The sequence below is a fragment of the Pseudarthrobacter sp. lyk4-40-TYG-27 genome, from assembly GCF_030209295.1.
Taxonomy (GTDB): Bacteria; Actinomycetota; Actinomycetes; order Actinomycetales; family Micrococcaceae; genus Arthrobacter.
On record NZ_JARVSH010000004.1, the window covers coordinates 73,515 to 91,675 of the forward strand.

Annotated in this window: 28 protein-coding genes; 3 read left to right on the forward strand and 25 right to left on the reverse strand. The window is 62.7% G+C overall.

Going from position 1 to position 18,161, the window contains the following annotated elements:
* Positions 1-35: 35 nt before the first annotated feature.
* Both infA and QRM96_RS07940 read right to left on the reverse strand, forming a co-directional pair.
* Positions 36-257, reverse strand: coding sequence for a translation initiation factor IF-1 (gene infA, locus QRM96_RS07935; RefSeq protein WP_009358723.1), 222 nt, complete (start codon positions 255-257; stop codon positions 36-38).
* A gap of 167 nt (positions 258-424) precedes the next feature.
* Complete coding sequence (locus QRM96_RS07940; protein ID WP_208294348.1) at positions 425-1,399, reverse strand: P1 family peptidase; 975 nt, start codon at positions 1,397-1,399, stop codon at positions 425-427.
* A gap of 216 nt (positions 1,400-1,615) precedes the next feature.
* Here QRM96_RS07940 and QRM96_RS07945 point away from each other — a divergent pair, with 216 nt between their 5' ends.
* Genes QRM96_RS07945 through QRM96_RS07955 form a run of 3 tightly spaced genes read left to right on the forward strand, consistent with a single transcriptional unit; the run spans position 1,616 to position 4,900 of the window.
* Positions 1,616-2,575 carry a carbohydrate ABC transporter permease gene (locus tag QRM96_RS07945; RefSeq protein WP_208294349.1) on the forward strand — a complete coding sequence of 320 codons (960 nt, stop codon included), beginning with the start codon at positions 1,616-1,618 and terminating at the stop codon, positions 2,573-2,575.
* Entirely contained in the window at positions 2,572-3,492 is a 921-nt protein-coding gene (locus QRM96_RS07950) for a carbohydrate ABC transporter permease (protein WP_018760439.1), read from the forward strand. Before QRM96_RS07945 ends, QRM96_RS07950 begins: the two co-directional genes overlap by 4 nt.
* Positions 3,493-3,550: 58 nt before the next feature.
* Positions 3,551-4,900 (forward strand): ABC transporter substrate-binding protein, encoded by a 1,350-nt coding sequence (locus QRM96_RS07955; RefSeq protein WP_285319137.1) that lies wholly within the window; start codon positions 3,551-3,553, stop codon positions 4,898-4,900.
* A 105-nt stretch (positions 4,901-5,005) separates the two neighbouring features.
* Here the strand turns inward: QRM96_RS07955 and map are convergent, their stop codons facing one another.
* The 23 genes from map to rpsJ form a co-directional block, all read right to left on the reverse strand.
* Entirely contained in the window at positions 5,006-5,833 is an 828-nt protein-coding gene (gene map / locus QRM96_RS07960) for a type I methionyl aminopeptidase (RefSeq protein ID WP_285319139.1), read from the reverse strand.
* Between the two features lie 72 nt (positions 5,834-5,905).
* Positions 5,906-6,475: an adenylate kinase gene (locus QRM96_RS07965; RefSeq protein WP_018760442.1), complete on the reverse strand. Its 570-nt coding sequence runs from the start codon at positions 6,473-6,475 to the stop codon at positions 5,906-5,908.
* Positions 6,476-6,480: 5 nt separating this feature from the next.
* A complete protein-coding gene (gene secY / locus QRM96_RS07970) occupies positions 6,481-7,791 on the reverse strand; it encodes a preprotein translocase subunit SecY (protein ID WP_026264301.1) in 1,311 nt (436 codons plus the stop codon).
* 211 nt (positions 7,792-8,002) lie between these two features.
* Complete coding sequence (gene rplO / locus QRM96_RS07975) at positions 8,003-8,488, reverse strand: 50S ribosomal protein L15 (RefSeq protein ID WP_013601817.1); 486 nt, start codon at positions 8,486-8,488, stop codon at positions 8,003-8,005.
* Entirely contained in the window at positions 8,489-8,695 is a 207-nt protein-coding gene (gene rpmD, locus QRM96_RS07980) for a 50S ribosomal protein L30 (RefSeq protein ID WP_018760444.1), read from the reverse strand.
* A 2-nt stretch (positions 8,696-8,697) separates the two neighbouring features.
* Positions 8,698-9,414 (reverse strand): 30S ribosomal protein S5, encoded by a 717-nt coding sequence (gene rpsE / locus QRM96_RS07985; RefSeq protein ID WP_018760445.1) that lies wholly within the window; start codon positions 9,412-9,414, stop codon positions 8,698-8,700.
* A complete protein-coding gene (rplR, locus tag QRM96_RS07990) occupies positions 9,411-9,794 on the reverse strand; it encodes a 50S ribosomal protein L18 (RefSeq protein WP_018760446.1) in 384 nt (127 codons plus the stop codon). Before rplR ends, rpsE begins: the two co-directional genes overlap by 4 nt.
* A gap of 2 nt (positions 9,795-9,796) precedes the next feature.
* On the reverse strand, positions 9,797-10,333 hold the full coding sequence (gene rplF, locus QRM96_RS07995; protein WP_018760447.1) for a 50S ribosomal protein L6: 537 nt from the start codon (positions 10,331-10,333) through the stop codon (positions 9,797-9,799).
* An 18-nt stretch (positions 10,334-10,351) separates the two neighbouring features.
* On the reverse strand, positions 10,352-10,750 hold the full coding sequence (rpsH, locus tag QRM96_RS08000) for a 30S ribosomal protein S8 (protein WP_018760448.1): 399 nt from the start codon (positions 10,748-10,750) through the stop codon (positions 10,352-10,354).
* 82 nt (positions 10,751-10,832) lie between these two features.
* Positions 10,833-11,414: a 50S ribosomal protein L5 gene (rplE, locus tag QRM96_RS08005; protein WP_018760449.1), complete on the reverse strand. Its 582-nt coding sequence runs from the start codon at positions 11,412-11,414 to the stop codon at positions 10,833-10,835.
* Positions 11,414-11,776 carry a 50S ribosomal protein L24 gene (rplX, locus tag QRM96_RS08010; protein WP_018760450.1) on the reverse strand — a complete coding sequence of 121 codons (363 nt, stop codon included), beginning with the start codon at positions 11,774-11,776 and terminating at the stop codon, positions 11,414-11,416. Before rplX ends, rplE begins: the two co-directional genes overlap by 1 nt.
* A gap of 3 nt (positions 11,777-11,779) precedes the next feature.
* Positions 11,780-12,148, reverse strand: coding sequence for a 50S ribosomal protein L14 (rplN, locus tag QRM96_RS08015; RefSeq protein ID WP_003803789.1), 369 nt, complete (start codon positions 12,146-12,148; stop codon positions 11,780-11,782).
* A 483-nt stretch (positions 12,149-12,631) separates the two neighbouring features.
* Positions 12,632-12,937 carry a 30S ribosomal protein S17 gene (gene rpsQ, locus QRM96_RS08020; protein WP_018760451.1) on the reverse strand — a complete coding sequence of 102 codons (306 nt, stop codon included), beginning with the start codon at positions 12,935-12,937 and terminating at the stop codon, positions 12,632-12,634.
* Positions 12,934-13,263 carry a 50S ribosomal protein L29 gene (gene rpmC, locus QRM96_RS08025; RefSeq protein WP_018760452.1) on the reverse strand — a complete coding sequence of 110 codons (330 nt, stop codon included), beginning with the start codon at positions 13,261-13,263 and terminating at the stop codon, positions 12,934-12,936. The genes rpsQ and rpmC overlap by 4 nt, the downstream gene beginning before the upstream one ends.
* Positions 13,264-13,265: 2 nt before the next feature.
* Complete coding sequence (rplP, locus tag QRM96_RS08030) at positions 13,266-13,682, reverse strand: 50S ribosomal protein L16 (protein ID WP_015937848.1); 417 nt, start codon at positions 13,680-13,682, stop codon at positions 13,266-13,268.
* Positions 13,683-14,513, reverse strand: a complete 831-nt coding sequence (gene rpsC, locus QRM96_RS08035; RefSeq protein WP_018760453.1) for a 30S ribosomal protein S3 — start codon at positions 14,511-14,513, stop codon at positions 13,683-13,685. It abuts the gene before it with no gap.
* On the reverse strand, positions 14,514-14,879 hold the full coding sequence (gene rplV, locus QRM96_RS08040) for a 50S ribosomal protein L22 (protein ID WP_009358304.1): 366 nt from the start codon (positions 14,877-14,879) through the stop codon (positions 14,514-14,516).
* A gap of 38 nt (positions 14,880-14,917) precedes the next feature.
* A complete protein-coding gene (gene rpsS / locus QRM96_RS08045) occupies positions 14,918-15,199 on the reverse strand; it encodes a 30S ribosomal protein S19 (protein WP_003803803.1) in 282 nt (93 codons plus the stop codon).
* Between the two features lie 12 nt (positions 15,200-15,211).
* Positions 15,212-16,051, reverse strand: coding sequence for a 50S ribosomal protein L2 (rplB, locus tag QRM96_RS08050; protein WP_026264302.1), 840 nt, complete (start codon positions 16,049-16,051; stop codon positions 15,212-15,214).
* Between the two features lie 29 nt (positions 16,052-16,080).
* The gene (rplW, locus tag QRM96_RS08055) at positions 16,081-16,386 is read right to left on the reverse strand and encodes a 50S ribosomal protein L23 (RefSeq protein ID WP_011692807.1); all 306 of its coding nucleotides are present in this window, start codon (positions 16,384-16,386) and stop codon (positions 16,081-16,083) included.
* A complete protein-coding gene (rplD, locus tag QRM96_RS08060; protein WP_018760455.1) occupies positions 16,383-17,003 on the reverse strand; it encodes a 50S ribosomal protein L4 in 621 nt (206 codons plus the stop codon). Before rplD ends, rplW begins: the two co-directional genes overlap by 4 nt.
* A gap of 4 nt (positions 17,004-17,007) precedes the next feature.
* Positions 17,008-17,658: a 50S ribosomal protein L3 gene (gene rplC, locus QRM96_RS08065; protein WP_013601833.1), complete on the reverse strand. Its 651-nt coding sequence runs from the start codon at positions 17,656-17,658 to the stop codon at positions 17,008-17,010.
* A 17-nt stretch (positions 17,659-17,675) separates the two neighbouring features.
* Entirely contained in the window at positions 17,676-17,984 is a 309-nt protein-coding gene (rpsJ, locus tag QRM96_RS08070) for a 30S ribosomal protein S10 (protein ID WP_003803825.1), read from the reverse strand.
* Positions 17,985-18,161 lie beyond the last annotated feature (177 nt).

The following is an 18,161-nucleotide window of genomic DNA, read 5'->3' on the forward strand; positions in this document are numbered from 1 at the left end:
GCAGCAGTCAGCATGCGCTGCAGCTGCCCAGCAATTTACTTGTAGCGGTAGACGATACGACCACGGGTGAGGTCGTACGGGCTCAGCTCCACCACTACGCGGTCCTCGGGGAGGATCCGGATGTAGTGCTGACGCATCTTTCCAGAGATGTGTGCCAGAACGATGTGCTTGTTGGTGAGCTCAACGCGAAACATCGCGTTAGGCAGCGCCTCGGTCACAACGCCTTCGATCTCAATGACCCCGTCCTTCTTGGCCATACCCTCCGCTAACTGTTGTTGCCGCAGCCCCGCCGGATTGCACCGGACATAACTACGAACGTTTTTGTTGGATCGATTGCCATCTCCAAGCCCAAAAGGGCGCGGCAGTCCAGACAACCAACAGACAACACTACGCCATCTGGCGGCGAAAGTTAAATCCAGCCATGCTAGCGCATCCGGTCGCCGTATGCACCATACGCACCCGCAGGAGTGGTCACGGCCTCTGCGCTGGCCACGCCGTCCAGGACGGCCAGGCGGACGACGTCGGCTGCCGCGCTTTGCAGCGAAATGAGGCTGGTTTGCCGGGCGGCTTCGTCCGTGCGGTCCAGCGCCAGGGTGCCGGTTGCGAGGCAGAATACGGTATCCCCGTCGGCGAGGGTGTGGCTCGGATTCAGGGCCCGGGCAATCCCGGCGTGTGAGGCAGATGCCGTGCGCTTGCACTCCGCCGCATCCAGCACGGCATTGGTGGCCACGACGACCAGGGTGGTGTTCAACGGCGCCGGACGTCCCGGCTTGTCCTCCCGGTGATGGAGCCTGTCGGAATCCAGGGTTCGGTTCTCGACAAGCCCACCCACGGGGAGCCCGAGTGCGTTGACTATGGCCAGCGCACCCACAACTACGCCGTTCTCCAGCATGACCGATGCTGTTCCCACGCCACCTTTGAACTGTCCCCTGCCGATGAGGGCTCCGGTGCCGGCACCGACGTTGCCGCGCTCGACGTCGTGCCCTTCCGGTTGAGCCGACGCGGCGGCGGCTGCCGCGAAGCCCATGTCCGACGTCGGCCGTGCGGCGAAGTCGCCGCCCCTGCCAAGGTCGAAGATCGCGGCTGCCGGAACGATGGGCACGACTCCCCCGGGCACGGCGAACCCGCGGCCGTTGGCCTCGCACCAGGCTTGGGCGCCGGCGGCGGCGGCAAGCCCGTAGGCGCTGCCACCGGCCAAGACCACCGCATCCACGGTGCTGACCAGCGTGGTGGGGTCGAGCGCATCCGTTTCGTGGGTGGCGGGGCCGCCGCCCTGGACGTCCACCGACCCCTTGGTGCCCGGCGGCGGCAGGACCACCGTGACTCCGGTCAGCCAGCCATCGCCGGTCCGCTGGTAGTGGCCTACCCGGACGCCCGGGACGTCTGCAATGGTTCCCATGCCCCTATTCTCCACGTCGCGGGCGCGCCCCTGCCGCAAGGGCAAACTTTATGCGAGACTGCATCCAACACAGCGTTAACGGGCGACGAAGCCTCGGATAACAGTCCTTCGAGAAGGGCAAATGCGGGCTTCAGCCCACTGACGGTCTGGTGTAGTTAGTCCCTAGATTCAGCCAGTGCCCGCCACGAGCAGGCTCCCGACCCGGGAGAGACACGCATGACCCGTCAACTCGCCCCGCATCCGTCCGCCAAGCCCAAGCGGCCGCCAGGACCCGCAGCGAAAATTCCGCACCGGCGGTGGACCGCAAGGAACCGCCGGGACTTCTTTGTTTTCCTTGCCATGGCGCTGCCCAACCTGGTGCTGATTGCCGTCTTCACCTACCGTCCGCTGATCAGCAACATGTACTACTCCACGCTGGACTGGACGCTGGGTTCCCCCACCGCCACCGTCGTGGGCCTGGCCAACTACGCCACCTTCTTCACCAGCAATGACGCCCCCAAGGTCCTGGGGACCACCGCCGTGTTCACCGTGGTGACGGTGGGCGGATCCATGCTGCTGGGCCTGCTGGTGGCGGTGGCGCTGAACGGGAAGATCCGTGGCACCACGTTTGCCCGGTCCGCCGTGTTTGCGCCCTACGTGCTCTCCGGCGTGGGCGTAGGCCTGGTGTGGCTGTTCATCTTCGACCCCGGCTACGGCGTCCTCGCCTGGCTGCTGCGCGGCATCGGCCAGCAGAGCCCACAGTGGATCAACGACCCCCAGTTGTCGCTGGTCATGGTGATCCTGGTGTACGTCTGGAAGAACCTTGGCTATTGCGCCGTGGTGTACCTTGCCGGGCTGCAGTCCCTGCCGAAGGACGTCATGGAAGCTGCATCCCTCGACGGTGCGAACGGGTTCCGGCGTTTCCTGAGCATCTCGCTGCCGCTGTTGTCCCCCACCACGTTCTTCCTCCTCATCACCACCATGCTCAGCTCGTTGCAGGCCTTTGACCTCATCCGCATCATGACGCCGCTGGGCGCCGGCACCAGCACCCTGATCTACGAGGCCTACCTCCAAGCGTTCGGGGCGTACAACCGGGCCGGCTATTCGGCAGCCATTTCCGTGGTGCTGTTTGCCATCCTCCTGGTGATCACCGTGCTGCAGCTGCGCTTCGTGGAACGAAAGGTGCACTACTCGTGACGTCCCTATCACCGGTCAACCCGGACCCGGCGGCCCCGGCGGTGTCGACGCCGGATCCGGCCCTCCGCCCCGACCGCCCCTTTTCGCGCCGAAACCTTGTCCAGACGATTGTTGGCGGCTACCTGCCGCTGCTCATTGCCACCCTGGTGGTGTTCCTGCCCCTGCTCTGGATGGTCCTCAGCTCCTTCAAGTCCTCCGGCGAGATTGTCACCACGGACCTGAAGATCCTCCCGGAGAGCCTGAACCTGGAGAACTATCGGACCGCCATGACCACCGTCCCGTTTGGACAGTTCTTCCTGAACAGCACCATCGTTACCCTGGCGGGGGCCACCATCAAGGTGCTGCTCGCGATCCTGACGGCGTACGCGCTGGTCTTTGTCCGCTTCCCGTTCCGGAACTTCATCTTCCTGTTGATCCTGGTGGCCCTCATGGTGCCGCCGCAGGTCTCCATCCTGCCCAACTTCATCCTGATCGCCGGGATAGGCGGAAAGAACACCCTGTGGGGCATCATCCTGCCGGGCCTCGGCACCGCGTTCGGTACCTTCCTGCTGCGCCAACACTTCCGGACCCTGCCCGCCTCCATCCTGGAATCGGCGGAAATGGACGGGGCCGGGCACTGGCGCCGGCTGTGGCAGATCGTGGTTCCGGTCTCGGTCCCCTCCATTGCCACGGTGGCACTGGTGACCATCGTGACCGAATGGAACGACTACATCTGGCCGCTGATCATCACAGACCGGCCGGAGACCATGACCCTCCCGGTGGGCCTGACGCTGTTGCAAAACAGTGAGAGCAACGCCGCCGGCTGGGGCGTGCTCATGGCCGGCGCCGTCCTGGTCATCGTGCCCATCCTGATCATCTTCGCGGCCCTGCAGCGCTACATCGTGGCGGGCCTCACCCAAGGCAGCGTGACCGGCTAAGCTGCCGGCCGCCGTCGAACTTCCACCTTCCACAAGGCAACAACCGAAAGGAACTCTCATGGCATTGCATCTGGACCGGAGGCATTTCCTGGGCCTGGCAGGGGCTACCGCCTCCGCGGCCGCCCTGGCAGCATGCGGCGGACCCTCCACCACCGGCGGCGGCCAGGCCACGTCCCAAGCGGCCGACATCGACTTCAGCGGGGTAAAGCCTGCGGCCAAGATCGACTTCTGGTCCAGCCACCCTGGCCAGTCCCAGGACGTCGAAAAGAGCCTGATCGACAAATTCCACGCCCAGAACCCGGACATCACGGTCAACCTGGTTACGGCCGGCGCCAACTATGAGGAGATCGCCCAGAAATTCCAGACCGCGCAGGCGGCCAAGTCGGGCCTCCCCGGCGTCGTGGTCCTGTCCGACGTCTGGTGGTTCCGCTATTACACCAACGGCAGCATCATCCCCGTCGACAGCCTCACCAAGCAGCTGGACATGAAGATGGACGATTTCCAGAAGTCCTTGGTGGACGACTACAAATACGACGGCAAGCAGTGGGCCCTCCCCTACGGCCGCTCAACGCCCCTGTTCTACTACAACAAGGATCACTTCGCCGCCGCGGGCCTGCCCGACCGCGCCCCCAAGACCTGGGACGAGTTCGGGGAATGGGCACCCAAGCTGAAGGCGAGCTCCGGCGCCCAGTACGCCTACATCTACCCGGCCCTGGCCGGCTATGCGGGGTGGACGCTGCAGAACATGCTGTGGGGCTGGGGCGGCGGCTGGTCCAACGAATGGGACATCACGTGCGACTCAACCGAGTCCGTGGCGGCGCTGCAGTGGGCCCAGGACTCGATCTACAAGGACAAGTGGGCGGGCGTCTCCTCCAAGGAAGCCGCTGACGATTTCTCCGCCGGCCTGACCTCCACCACTATTTCCTCCACCGGCTCGCTGCTGGGAATCCTGAAGTCCGCCAAGTTCAATGTGGGCGTAGGCTTCCTGCCGGGCGGCCCGAAGGCGCAGTCCAACGTATGCCCCACCGGCGGCGCCGGCCTGGGCATTCCGAGCGGGATCACCAAGGAGGAACAGCTGGCCGCGGGTACGTTCCTGAAGTTCATCACGCAGCCGGAGAGCACCGCGGAGTTCTCTGCCGCCACCGGCTACATGCCCACCCGCAAGTCTGCCGACATGACGGCGGTCCTGGCCAAGACGCCGCAGATCAAAACGGCAATGGACCAACTGGCCGTCACGAAGGTCCAGGACAACGCCCGGGTGTTCCTGCCGGGCGCAGACCAGGAGATGGCCAAGGCTGCCGCGAAGATCCTCACCCAGCAGGGCGAGGTCAAGTCCTCCATGACGGACCTGAAGAGCACCCTGCAGGGAATCTACGACCGGGATGTGAAGCCGAAGCTGAAGGCTTAGCGCTTTTCGACACGCGAAAGCCCTGGCGAACGCCGTTTTGGGTTCGCCAGGGCTTTTGTGTGTCGCTGAGGAAGACACGCGTCGTACCGCTCTTGGCGGGTCGGGCTAAGGGATGGGGACGGGTGTGACGCCCAGCGGCACCAGGTGCTCCGCGCCGCCGTCGGGGGCCGAAAGCACCCAGATGCCCTTCTCGTGCACAGCAACCGAATGCTCCCACTGGCAGGACCGCTTGCCGTCGGTGGTGACCACGGTCCAGTCGTCCTCCAGGACCGCGGTGTCGATGCCGCCACGGACCAGCATGGGTTCGATGGCAAGGCACAGGCCCGGCTTGATCTTCGGTCCCCGGTGGTTGGTGCGGTAGTTCAACACGTCCGGGGCCATGTGCATCTCGGAGCCGATGCCGTGGCCAACGTAGTCCTCCAGGATGCCCAGGGGCTTGCCCGGAACGGAAGAGACGTAATCGTCGATGGCGGCACCGATATCGCCCACATGGCTTCCCGTAGCCAGCGCCGCGATGCCACGCCACATGGCTGCCTCGGTGACGTCGGAGAGCCGCTGGTCTTCCGGATCCGCTGTGCCCACGATCACGGACCGCGCGGAATCGGAGTGCCAACCGTTGACGATTGCCCCGCCGTCGATGGAAATGATGTCACCGTCCTGCAGGACCCGGCTGCCCGGGATACCGTGGACCACTTCCTCGTTCACGGACGTGCAGATGGCGGCCGGGAAGCCGTGGTAGCCCAGGAAGTTGGATTTCGCGCCCGCTTCGTTGAGGACCGCTGCAAAGACGTCGTCCAGGTGCTTGGTGGTGACACCGGGCACCGCGGCGGCGACGGCGGCGTCCAGCGCGCGGCTGAGGACCAGTCCTGCTTCATGCATGGTGCGCATCTGGGCGTTGTTCTTGAATTCGATGCGGGGTTGGCCGAAGGCCATGGTGTGTCCTTTCAAATGGCTGAGGCTCCTCCCGGATTCCGGGAGGAGCCTCGATAACCGTGGCGCCTTGGGTCAGGCTGCCTGTGCGGCCTTGATGGCCTGCATCACGCGGTTGGTTACTTCGTCGATGGGACCGATCCCGTCCACCTGGGTCAGGATGCCACGCTCGGCATACTTCGCCACTACGGCCTCCGTCTGCTCGTGGTAGAGGTCAAGGCGGTGGCGGATGACGGCTTCGTTGTCGTCGCTCCGGCCCGTTTCCTTGGCCCGGCCCAGGAGGCGGTGAACCAGTTCCTCGTCGTCGGCCGTCAGCTGCAGCACCACGTCGAGCTTCTCGTCGCCGTCGGCGAGGATCTCGTCAAGATAGTCCACCTGCGCGGTGGTGCGCGGGTAGCCGTCCAGCAGGAAGCCGTTTTCGACGTCGGATTCGCCCAGCCGGTCGCGGACCATCTTGTTGGTCACGCTGTCCGGCACGAAGTCACCGTTGTCCATGTACTTCTTCGCCTCGATGCCGAGCGGGGTTTCGCCCTTCACGTTGGCGCGGAAGATGTCGCCGGTGGAGATGGCCACAACGCCAAGGCGTTCTGAAATCCGCTCCGCCTGCGTTCCTTTTCCGGAACCGGGAGGTCCAATAATCAGCATTCTCGTCATCGCAAAAGCCCTTCGTAGTGACGTTGTTGTAGCTGCGCATCAATTTGCTTGACGGTCTCCAGGCCAACGCCCACCATGATCAGGATCGAGGTGCCACCGAACGGGAAGTTCTGGTTTGCGTTGATCAGTACCAGTGCCACCAGTGGAATCAGTGCCACGAAACCCAGGTAGAGGGCGCCGGGCAGGGTGATTCGCGAGAGCACGTACTGCAGGTAGTCCGCGGTCGGCCGGCCGGCGCGGATACCTGGAATGAAGCCGCCGTACTTCTTCATGTTGTCCGAGACTTCTTCAGGGTTGAAGGTAATCGCGACGTAGAAGTAGGTGAAGAACACGATCAGGAGGAAGTAAACCGCCATGTAGATCGGGTGGTCACCGCGGGTCAGGTTGTTGTTGATCCATTCAACCCACGGCTGGAGCTGCTCGCCGTTTCGAGGCTGGTTGAACTGTGCGATCAGCCCTGGAATGTAAAGCATGGAGGAAGCGAAGATCACCGGAATGACGCCGGCCATGTTCACTTTGATGGGAATGTAGGTGCTGGTTCCGCCCACGGTCCGGCGGCCGATCATCCGCTTGGCGTACTGGACCGGAACGCGCCGCTGGGACTGTTCCACGAAGACCACCAGGGCAACCGTGAGAAGGCCCACCACCAGGACGAGGAAGAAAGTCCCCGGTCCCTGGGAGGTCCAGATCGCGCCGAGCGAGGTGGGGAACTGCGCTGCGATAGAGGTGAAGATCAGCAGCGACATGCCGTTGCCCACACCCTTTTCGGTGACGAGCTCGCCCATCCACATGATCAGGCCGGTGCCGGCCGTGAGGGTGATGATGATCAGGATGGTGGTGATGATGCTCGTGTCCGGGATCACCGGGAGCTGGCAGCCCGGCAGAAGCTGGCCGGAGCGGGCCAGGGACACCAAAGTGGTGGCGTTGAGCAGGCCCAGGGCGATGGTGAGGTAGCGGGTGTACTGGGTCAGCTTGGACTGGCCCGATGCGCCCTCGTCGTAGAGCTGCTGGAACCGGGGAATGACCACCCGGAGCAGCTGGACGATGATGCTGGCCGTGATGTACGGCATGATGCCCAGGGCGAAGATGGACACCTGGAGCAACGCGCCGCCGCTGAAAAGGTTGACGAGCTGGTACAGCCCGCCGGCAGTCTGACCGTTATGCAAGCATTGCTGGACATTCTGGTAGTTCACACCGGGCGAGGGAATGAAAGCACCCAAGCGGAAGATGGTGATGATTCCCAGCGTGAACAACAACTTGCGTCGCAGATCAGGCGTGCGAAAGGCCCGGCCAAATGCGCTAAGCAAGCGTCCTCCTGTGGTGTCAATAAGAGTGGGGTTGCGGAACTTGATGAATCCCGACATCCGAGTCTAACGGTTGGATGCGCCATGCGAACAATCCATCCCGACCGGGGTGCGCCGGAAGGCAGGAAAAATTCGCCCGGCGGATATGGAAAACTCCCGGTATCCGGGGCCAAAGCCCGCGGATACCGGGAGTTCAACAGCTGGCGCCGTCCCTTTAGAGGGCGGTGGTGCTTCCGCCTGCTGCGGCAATCTTTTCTGCGGCGCTGGCCGAGAATGCGTGGGCGGTGACGTCAACCTTGACGGTGATGTCGCCGGTGCCCAGCACCTTGACGGGCTGGTTCTTGCGAACGGCACCCTTTTCGACCAGGTTCTCCACGGTGACTGCGCCACCTTCCGGGAACAGCTCGTTAAGCTTGTCCAGGTTTACAACCTGGAACTCAACCCGGAACGGGTTCTTGAAGCCGCGCAGCTTCGGCAGGCGCATGTGCAGCGGCAGCTGGCCGCCGGCAAAGCCAGCCTTCACCTGGTAGCGGGCAGCCGTACCCTTGGTACCGCGGCCGGCGGTCTTACCCTTGGATGCCTCACCACGACCAACACGGGTCTTGGCGGTCTTGGCACCCGGAGCGGGACGCAGGTGGTGAACCTTCAGGGCGTTCTGCTTCTCAGCAGCCTGTGCCTTATCAGCAGTGTTCTCTGCCATTTACTTCGCCTCCTCTACCTTTACCAGGTGCGGAACCGTGTTGATCATCCCGACGGTCACGGCGTCGGCGGTGCGGACAACGGTGTGTCCGATCCGCTTCAGGCCGAGCGACCGCAGGGTGTCGCGCTGGTTCTGCTTGCCGCCAATGGCGGACTTGATCTGAGTGATCTCCAACTGAGCGTCGGAGGGGACCAGGTTCTTAGCCATGACTAGGCACCTGCCTTCGGGGCGAGAAGGGCCTTCACCAGTGCCTGGGGAGCAACCTCGTCCAGCGGCAGGCCGCGGCGTGCTGCCACGGATGCCGGCTCTTCGAGGCGCTTCAGGGCATCAACGGTCGCGTGAACGATGTTGATGGCGTTGGAGGAACCGAGCGACTTGGAGAGGATGTCGTGGATACCCACGCACTCCAGTACTGCACGGACCGGACCACCGGCGATAACACCGGTACCGGCGGAGGCCGGACGCAGCATTACGACGCCGGCAGCGGCTTCACCCTGAACACGGTGCGGGATGGTGCTGCCGACGCGGGGAACGCGGAAGAAGGACTTCTTGGCCTCTTCAACGCCCTTGGCGATAGCAGCGGGAACTTCCTTGGCCTTGCCGTAGCCGACGCCGACCATGCCGTTACCGTCACCAACGACCACCAGAGCGGTGAAGCTGAAGCGACGACCACCCTTGACGACCTTGGAAACGCGGTTGATGGTGACAACGCGCTCTACGAACTGGTTCTTTTCGGCTTCACGGCCACCGTCGCGGCCGCCACGGCCACCGCGGTCGCCGCGGCCCTGGCCACGGTCTCCACGCTCGCCGCGACGGGCGCCACCACGGCGGTCCTCGGCAGCGGGGGCAGTGGTCTCAGCAGCTGCGGCTTCGGGCGCCTTCTGATCTGCAGACACAGTGTCCTTTTCCTTGTTTGCTTCGGTCACAGTGACAGCCCACCTTCGCGTGCACCGTCGGCGACGGCGGCGATCCGGCCGTGGTACTTGTTACCACCACGGTCGAATACGACAGCCTCGACACCGGCAGCCTTGGCACGTTCGGCAACGAGCTCGCCGACGCGCTTGGCCTTGGCAGTCTTGTCACCGTCGAATGCACGAAGGTCAGCTTCCAGAGTGGACGCGCTTGCTACGGTCTGGCCAATGCTGTCATCGACAACCTGGACAAATACGTGGCGTGCGGAGCGGTTGACCACCAAACGGGGGCGGGCAGCCGTACCGGCAATACGCTTGCGGATACGAAGCTGGCGGCGGCTGCGTGCAGCTGCCTTGCTCTTGTTCGTACGCTTCTTGTTAATGGCGATGGCCATGGTTACTTACCAGCCTTTCCGACCTTGCGGCGGATGACTTCGCCGGCGTAACGGATGCCCTTGCCCTTGTAGGGGTCAGGCTTGCGCAGCTTGCGAATGTTGGCAGCAACTTCGCCGACCTGCTGCTTGTTGATGCCTGAGACAGAGAGCTTGGTCGGACCCTCTACTGCAAAGGTGATGCCGGCCGGAGCGGAAACGCTGACCGGGTGGCTGAAGCCGAGAGCGAACTCAAGGTCAGATCCCTTGGCCTGAACGCGGTAACCGGTACCGACGATTTCAAGCTTCTTCTCGTAGCCTGCGGTGACGCCCTGGATCATGTTGGCGATCAGGGTGCGGGTCAGGCCGTGGAGTGAACGGGAGGCGCGCTCATCGTTCGGGCGGGTAACGGTCAGGGTGTTCTCGTCCAGGGCAACCTCGATGGGGCTGGCCACAGTGTGGCTAAGCTCCCCCTTGGAACCCTTGACGCTGACGACAGAGCCGTCAACCTTGACCTCAACGCCGGCAGGAACGGTGATGGGGAGACGTCCAATACGTGACATTATTCTCTTCCTTTCCCGTTACCAGACGTACGCGAGGACTTCGCCGCCCACGCCCTTCTTGCCGGCCTGCTTGTCAGTCAGGAGGCCGGAAGAGGTGGACAGGATTGCGATACCCAGGCCACCGAGCACGTGCGGGAGGTTGGTGGACTTCGCGTAAACGCGGAGACCCGGCTTGGAGATCCGGCGTACACCGGCGATGGAACGCTCGCGGTTCGGACCGAACTTGAGTTCGAGGGTCAGCTTCTTGCCAACCTCTGCGTCCTCTTCCTTCCAGCCGGCGATGAAACCTTCGGCCTTGAGGATGTCGGCAACGCGTGCCTTGAGCTTGCTGTACGGCATAGTCACGGAGTCGTGGTACGCCGAGTTTGCGTTACGCAGGCGCGTAAGCATATCTGCGACAGGATCTGTCATTGTCATGTGGGCTCATGCCCTTCCTCATAACGGTTTCCGCCATTCCGTCCCCTGGGGAGCGGAGCAGCCGGACCTTTTACGTAGTTAATTAAGCTTCGGTTTTGAACGGGAAACCAAGCGCCTTGAGCAGCGCACGGCCTTCGTCGTCGGTCTTCGCAGTGGTGACAACCGTGATGTCCATACCGCGGACGCGGTCGATCTTGTCCTGGTCGATTTCGTGGAACATAACCTGCTCGGTCAGACCGAAGGTGTAGTTGCCATTGCCATCGAACTGCTTGCCACTGAGGCCGCGGAAGTCGCGGATACGGGGCAGGGCCAGGCTGACCAGGCGGTCCACGAATTCCCACATGCGGTCGCCACGCAGGGTTGCGTGTGCACCGATGGGCATGCCTTCGCGCAGCTTGAACTGTGCGATCGACTTGCGGGCCTTGGTAACCTGCGGCTTCTGGCCGGTGATCTGGGTGAGGTCGCGGACAGCGCCGTCGATCAGCTTGGAGTCCTTGGCGGCATCTCCAACACCCATGTTCACAACAACCTTCACCAGACGGGGTACCTGGTTCACGTTCGAGTACTTGAATTCATCCTGCAGCGCAGCCTTGATGGATTCGGCGTACTTGGTCTTCAGACGAGGAACGATCTTCGTTGCCGGGGTCTCGATAGTCTCGGTCATTAGATGTCCTTCCCGGTGCTCTTGGACACGCGGATGCGGACGGTCTTCTTGACGCCGTTCTTCTCCACAGTGTCGAGGCGGAAGCCCACGCGGGTCGGCTTCTTGGTCGACGGGTCAACCAGGGCCACGTTGGAAACGTGAATCGGGGCCTCTACAACCTCGATGCCGCCGGTCTTGGTGCCGCGCTGCGACTGTCCAACCCGAGTGTGCTTGGTGACGCGGTTAACGCCCTCAACCAGCACGCGGTTGGTGTCGGTGAAAACGCGCAGAACCTTGCCCTGCTTGCCACGGTCGCCGCCGCGCTCAGCCTTGGCGCCAGTGATGACCTGAACCAGGTCACCCTTCTTGATCTTTGCAGCCATGGACTAGAGCACCTCCGGAGCCAGAGAAACGATCTTCATGAACTTCTTGTCACGCAGTTCACGACCAACCGGTCCGAAGATACGGGTACCGCGGGGGTCACCGTCGTTCTTCAGGATCACAGCTGCGTTCTCGTCAAACTTGATGTAGGAACCATCCGCACGGCGGCGTTCCTTCTTGGTACGGACGATAACGGCCTTGACCACATCGCCCTTCTTTACGTTGCCGCCCGGGATTGCATCCTTGACGGTGGCGACGATGACGTCGCCGATGCCTGCGTAGCGACGGCCGGATCCACCGAGAACGCGAATGGTAAGGATTTCCTTAGCACCCGTGTTGTCGGCGACCTTCAGTCGCGACTCCTGCTGAATCACTATTTACTCCTTGCGTCGCGCCGGTTCTCAGGCCGTGGTCTTGCTACGGAATGAGCCTTGCGGAACGGTTGATCGGGGTGTCTCTTGACCTGCCTGGATTTTGCCAGACCAGGCCTAAACGCCCGTGCCAGAAGCAGTTGCTCCCATCCGGTCCGGGACGGATCCCGGGCGCACAGGGGCACTATGCTGTGGCACGCTTGTTTACGAGGTTGATGACGGCGCACAGAAGGCGCCATACAAACTCAATATCCTAGCACGTTTTCCGCCAGTCCCCATATCACCCCTCGCATCCGCACCGCAAGACGGACGACGGCGTCACGCACGGCAGCCTTTCGGCCCACCCATGGTGCCTGTCCCCGGCCGGCCCAGGCGCCGGCGTCGTCCGCGGCGTCCGAAGGGTGCCTGGCGTGACACTGCCGGCCCTTTAAACGAGGAAGCCCCCACTCCCGGAAGGGAGCAGGGGCAACAGCTAAGCAGCAGGTGCTACTTGGCCTTCTCGAGGATTTCCACGAGCCGCCAGTTCTTGGTGGCGGACAGCGGACGGGTCTCGGCGATGACAACGAGGTCGCCGATACCGGCGGTGTTCTCTTCGTCGTGTGCCTTGACCTTGGAGGTACGGCGGATAACCTTGCCGTACAGGGCGTGCTTTACGCGGTCCTCAACCTCAACAACGATGGTCTTTTCCATCTTGTCGGAGACCACGTAGCCGCGACGCGTCTTGCGGTAACCGCGCTCCCCAGCCTTGGCGGCGGTAGCAGTTTCCGTCACGTTCTCGTCCTTTTCACTCACTTGGCATCCTCCTCGGTCTCAACCGTTTCAGCCTTTTCGGCCTTCTTGGTTGCAGCCTTCTTGGACTTCTTTTCTTCCTTGGCTTCCACAACCGGTGCGGCAACCTCGGCACGAATGCCCAGCTCGCGTTCGCGGAGAACGGTGTAGATGCGGGCAATGTCCTTCTTTACTGCACGCAGGCGACCGTGGTTCTCCAGCTGTCCGGTGGCGGACTGGAAGCGCAGGTTGAACAGCTCTTCCTTGGCCTTGCGGAGTTCTTCAACGAGACGCTCGTTGTCGAAACCGTCCAGCTGTGCGGGAGCCAGATCCTTGGATCCTACTGCCATTTCTACTCACCACCTTCGCGACGCACAATGCGTGCCTTCAACGGCAGCTTGTGGATTGCCAGGCGCAGGGCCTCGCGAGCTACCTCTTCATTGACACCGGAGAGTTCGAACAGAACCCGGCCCGGCTTGACGTTGGCGACCCACCATTCCGGCGAACCCTTACCGGAACCCATGCGGGTTTCGGCAGGCTTCTTGGTCAGGGGACGGTCCGGGTAGATGTTGATCCAGACCTTACCGCCACGCTTGATGTGGCGGGTCATCGCGATACGGGCAGATTCGATCTGGCGGTTGGTGACGTATGCCGGGCTCAGAGCCTGGATACCCCACTCACCGAACGAGACCTCGGTGCCGCCCGTTGCAGCGCCGGAACGACCCGGGTGGTGCTGCTTACGGTGCTTGACTCGACGTGGGATAAGCATTTAAGCCTGTCCTCCTTCTGCTGCTGCAGGTGCAGCTTCAGCTGCCGGAGCTTCAGCAGCAGGAGCTGCGTCAGCGGCCGGGCGGTCGTTGCGACGGCGGCGGTCACCGCGGTCGGCGCCACCCGGACGGCCGGGACGGTCGCCACGGTTGCCGCGGGACGGTGCCGAGGCAGCCTGGGCGGCCAGTTCCTTGGCAGTGACGTCGCCCTTGTAGATCCAGACCTTCACACCAATGCGGCCGAAGGTGGTCTTGGCTTCGTAGAAGCCGTAGTCGATGTTCGCGCGGAGGGTGTGCAGGGGCACACGGCCTTCGCGGTAGAACTCCGAGCGGGACATTTCAGCGCCACCGAGACGGCCCGAGCAGGCGATACGGATGCCCTTGGCACCTGCACGCTGTGCGGACTGCATGGCCTTCTTCATCGCACGGCGGAATGCCACGCGGGAAGTCAGCTGCTCTGCAACGCCCTGGGCCACAAGCTGGGCTTCCATCTCGGGGTTCTTGACCTCGAGGATGTTCAGCTGGACCTGCTTGCCGGTGAGCTTTTCGAGCTCGCCGCGGATGCGGTCTGCTTCTGCTCCACGGCGGCCGATGACGATGCCGGGACGGGCCGTGTGGATATCCACGCGGACACGGTCACGGGTGCGCTCGATCTCGACCTTGGCGATACCGGCGCGCTCCATGCCCGTGGACATGAGCTGGCGGATGCGGATGTCTTCGCGAACGAAGTCCTTGTACCGCTGGCCGGCCTTGGTGCTGTCAGCGAACCAGTGCGATACGTGATCGGTGGTGATGCCGAGTCGGAACCCGTGCGGGTTTACTTTCTGTCCCACTTAGCGAGCCTCCTCTTTCTCCGGGGTAGCGACTACCACGGTGATGTGGCTGGTGCGCTTCTTGATCTGAAATGCACGACCCTGGGCACGCGGCTGGAACCGCTTCATGGTCGGGCCTTCATCAACAAACGCTTCGCTGATGATGAGGTCACCTTCGTCAAACGCCACGCCGTCGCGGTCCGCGAGGACCCGGGCGTTGGAGATTGCCGACTGAACTACCTTGAATACCGGCTCCGAAGCTGCCTGGGGGGCAAACTTCAGAATTGCCAGAGCCTCATTCGCTTGCAATCCACGAACAAGGTTGACGACGCGCCGGGCCTTCATAGGCGTTACGCGGATGTGGCGCGCAATTGCCTTGGCTTCCATTGCTTTCCTTCTCTCGTCTTTGACGTAAACGCAGGCGCCTAGCGGCGCTTGCCCTTACGGTCGTCCTTGACATGGCCGCGGAATGTCCGCGTGGGAGCGAATTCGCCGAGCTTGTGCCCGACCATCGACTCAGTGACAAACACCGGGATGTGCTTGCGTCCGTCGTGTACGGCGATCGTGTGCCCGAGCATGTCGGGGATGATCATCGAACGGCGGGACCAGGTCTTGATGACGTTCTTGGTGCCCTTTTCGTTTTCCCTGGCGACCTTCACAAAGAGGTGCTGGTCAACGAAAGGACCTTTTTTCAGGCTGCGTGGCATGTGTCCAGGCTCCTATCGCTTGTTCTTGCCAGTACGACGGCGACGCACAATAAGCTTGTCGCTCTCTTTGTTCGGGCGGCGGGTGCGGCCTTCACGCTTACCGTTCGGGTTGACGGGGTTACGTCCACCGGATGTCTTACCCTCACCACCACCGTGCGGGTGGTCAACCGGGTTCATGGCGACACCACGGACGGTCGGGCGGACGCCCTTCCACCGCATACGGCCGGCCTTGCCCCAGTTGATGTTCGACTGCTCGGCGTTGCCGACCTCGCCGACGGTTGCGCGGCAGCGCACGTCAACGTTGCGGATTTCGCCGGACGGCAGGCGCAGCTGGGCGAAACGGCCTTCCTTGGCAACGAGCTGGATGGATGCACCGGCGGAGCGGCCCATCTTGGCGCCGCCGCCCGGGCGCAGTTCAACTGCGTGGATGACGGTACCCACCGGGATGTTGAGCAGGGGCAGGTTGTTACCGGGCTTGATGTCTGCACCGGCACCTGCCTCCACAACGTCACCCTGGGAGAGCTTGTTGGGGGCGATGATGTAACGCTTGGTGCCATCAACGTAGTGCAGGAGGGCGATGCGAGCCGTGCGGTTCGGATCGTACTCGATTTCGGCAACGCGGGCGTTGACGCCGTCCTTGTCGTGGCGACGGAAGTCGATCAGACGGTACTGGCGCTTGTGTCCACCACCCTTGTGGCGGGTGGTGATCTTACCGGTGTTGTTACGGCCGCCCTTCTTGGGCAGCGGACGTACCAACGACTTTTCCGGCGTCGACCGCGTGATTTCGATAAAGTCCGCTACGCTCGAGCCACGACGGCCCGGGGTAGTCGGCTTGTACTTACGGATTCCCATAATTTATTTCCTCGTTAAAGTGGTCTCCGCTACGCGAGCGGACCGCCGAAGATGTCGATGGTGCCTTCTTTGAGGGTGACAATCGCACGCTTGGTGTTCTTGCGGGTACCCCATCCGAATTTGGTGCGCTTGCGCTTACCGGCACGGTTGATGGTGTTGATCGATTCGACCTTGACGGAGAAGATCTTCTCCACGGCCAGCTTGATCTCGGTCTTGTTCGAACGGGGGTCCACCAGGAAGGTGTACTTGCCCTCGTCGATCAGGCCGTAGCTCTTTTCCGACACGACGGGTGCAAGCACGACGTCGCGGGGATCCTTGATGGTGGCTGCACTCACTTGGCATCCTCCTCGTTCTTAGCTGCCTTGGCGGCTACGAATGCTTCGTAGGCTGCCTTGGTGAAGACAACGTCATCGGAGACGAGAACGTCGTAGGTGTTCAGCTGGTCTGCGTACAGAACGTGAACGCCGGCGAGGTTGCGCACGGACAGTGCGGCAACGTCGTTGTCGCGCTCGATGACGACCAGCAGGTTCTTGCGGTCGGAAACACCGCGGAGCGTTGCCAGTGCGGTCTTGGCGGAAGGCTTGGTGCCTTCAACCAGTTCAGCGACAACGTGGATGCGTCCGTTGCGGGCCCGGTCGGAGAGTGCGCCGCGCAGTGCAGCAGCAATCATCTTCTTGGGGGTCCGCTGGCTGTAGTCACGCGGGGTGGGACCGTGGACAACGCCACCGCCGGTCATGTGGGGAGCACGGATGGAACCCTGACGGGCGCGGCCGGTGCCCTTCTGCTTGAACGGCTTGCGTCCTGCACCGGAAACTTCAGCGCGGGTCTTGGTCTTGTGGGTTCCCTGGCGGGCAGCAGCGAGCTGGGCAACGACAACCTGGTGCAGCAGCGGCACGTTGGTCTGAACGTCGAAGATCTCTGCAGGCAGGTCAACCTGGACAGTGTTAGCCATTGAACTAGGCTCCCTTCACGGCGGTACGTACGAGGACGACCTGGCCGCGGGCACCGGGAACGGCACCCTTGATCAGGAGCAGCGACTTCTCGACGTCAACCGCGTGAACGGTGAGGTTCAGCGTGGTGTGACGAACGGCGCCCATGCGGCCGGCCATTTTCATGCCCTTGAAGACGCGGCTCGGGGTGGATGCGCCACCGATTGAACCGGGCTTACGGTGGTTCTTGTGGGCACCGTGGGAAGCTCCAACGCCGTGGAAGCCGTGACGCTTCATAACACCGGCGAAGCCCTTACCCTTGGTGGTGCCGATGACGTCGATCTTCTGGCCGGCTTCGAAGACCTCTACGGAGAGCTCCTGGCCCAGCTCGTACTCGGCAGCATCTGCGGTACGGAGTTCGACGACGTGGCGGCGAGGCGTGACGCCTGCCTTTTCAAAGTGACCAGCCAGCGGCTTGGTGACCTTGCGGGGATCGATCTGGCCGTAGCCGATCTGGACGGCGACGTAGCCATCGGCCTCAGCGTTGCGCAGCTGGGTGATGACGTTCGAATCTGCCTGGACCACAGTGACGGGGATGAGCTTGTTGTTCTCGTCCCAGACCTGGGTCATGCCGAGCTTCGTGCCCAGCAGGCCCTTTACGTTACGGGTTGCGGTCATAGTTTCTCAGCACCTCCCTACAGCTTGATTTCGATGTTCACGTCAGCCGGCAGGTCGAGACGCATGAGCGAGTCGACGGCCTTCGGCGTGGGATCGATGATGTCGATAAGACGCTTGTGCGTGCGCATTTCAAAGTGCTCGCGGCTGTCCTTGTACTTGTGCGGAGAGCGAATCACGCAGTACACGTTCTTCTCCGTCGGCAGCGGCACGGGGCCGACTACCGTTGCGCCTGCGCGCGTGACCGTCTCAACGATCTTCCGTGCTGAAACGTCAATGACCTCGTGGTCGTATGACTTCAGCCGGATGCGGATTTTTTGTCCCGCCATGTCGCCTGACTCTCTTTCAGTCTGTGCTTCCCCGGTTTAGGGCTGCCCTGTTCACTTACCTGTTGTATGGCTGCCGAAGCATTTGAGGTCGTAACCACCATCCGCCGCACAAACTGAATCCGGATAAATCCGGGTTCCTCACCTTGCCGGCGTAACCGACCCCCGCGGTCGGGCGTG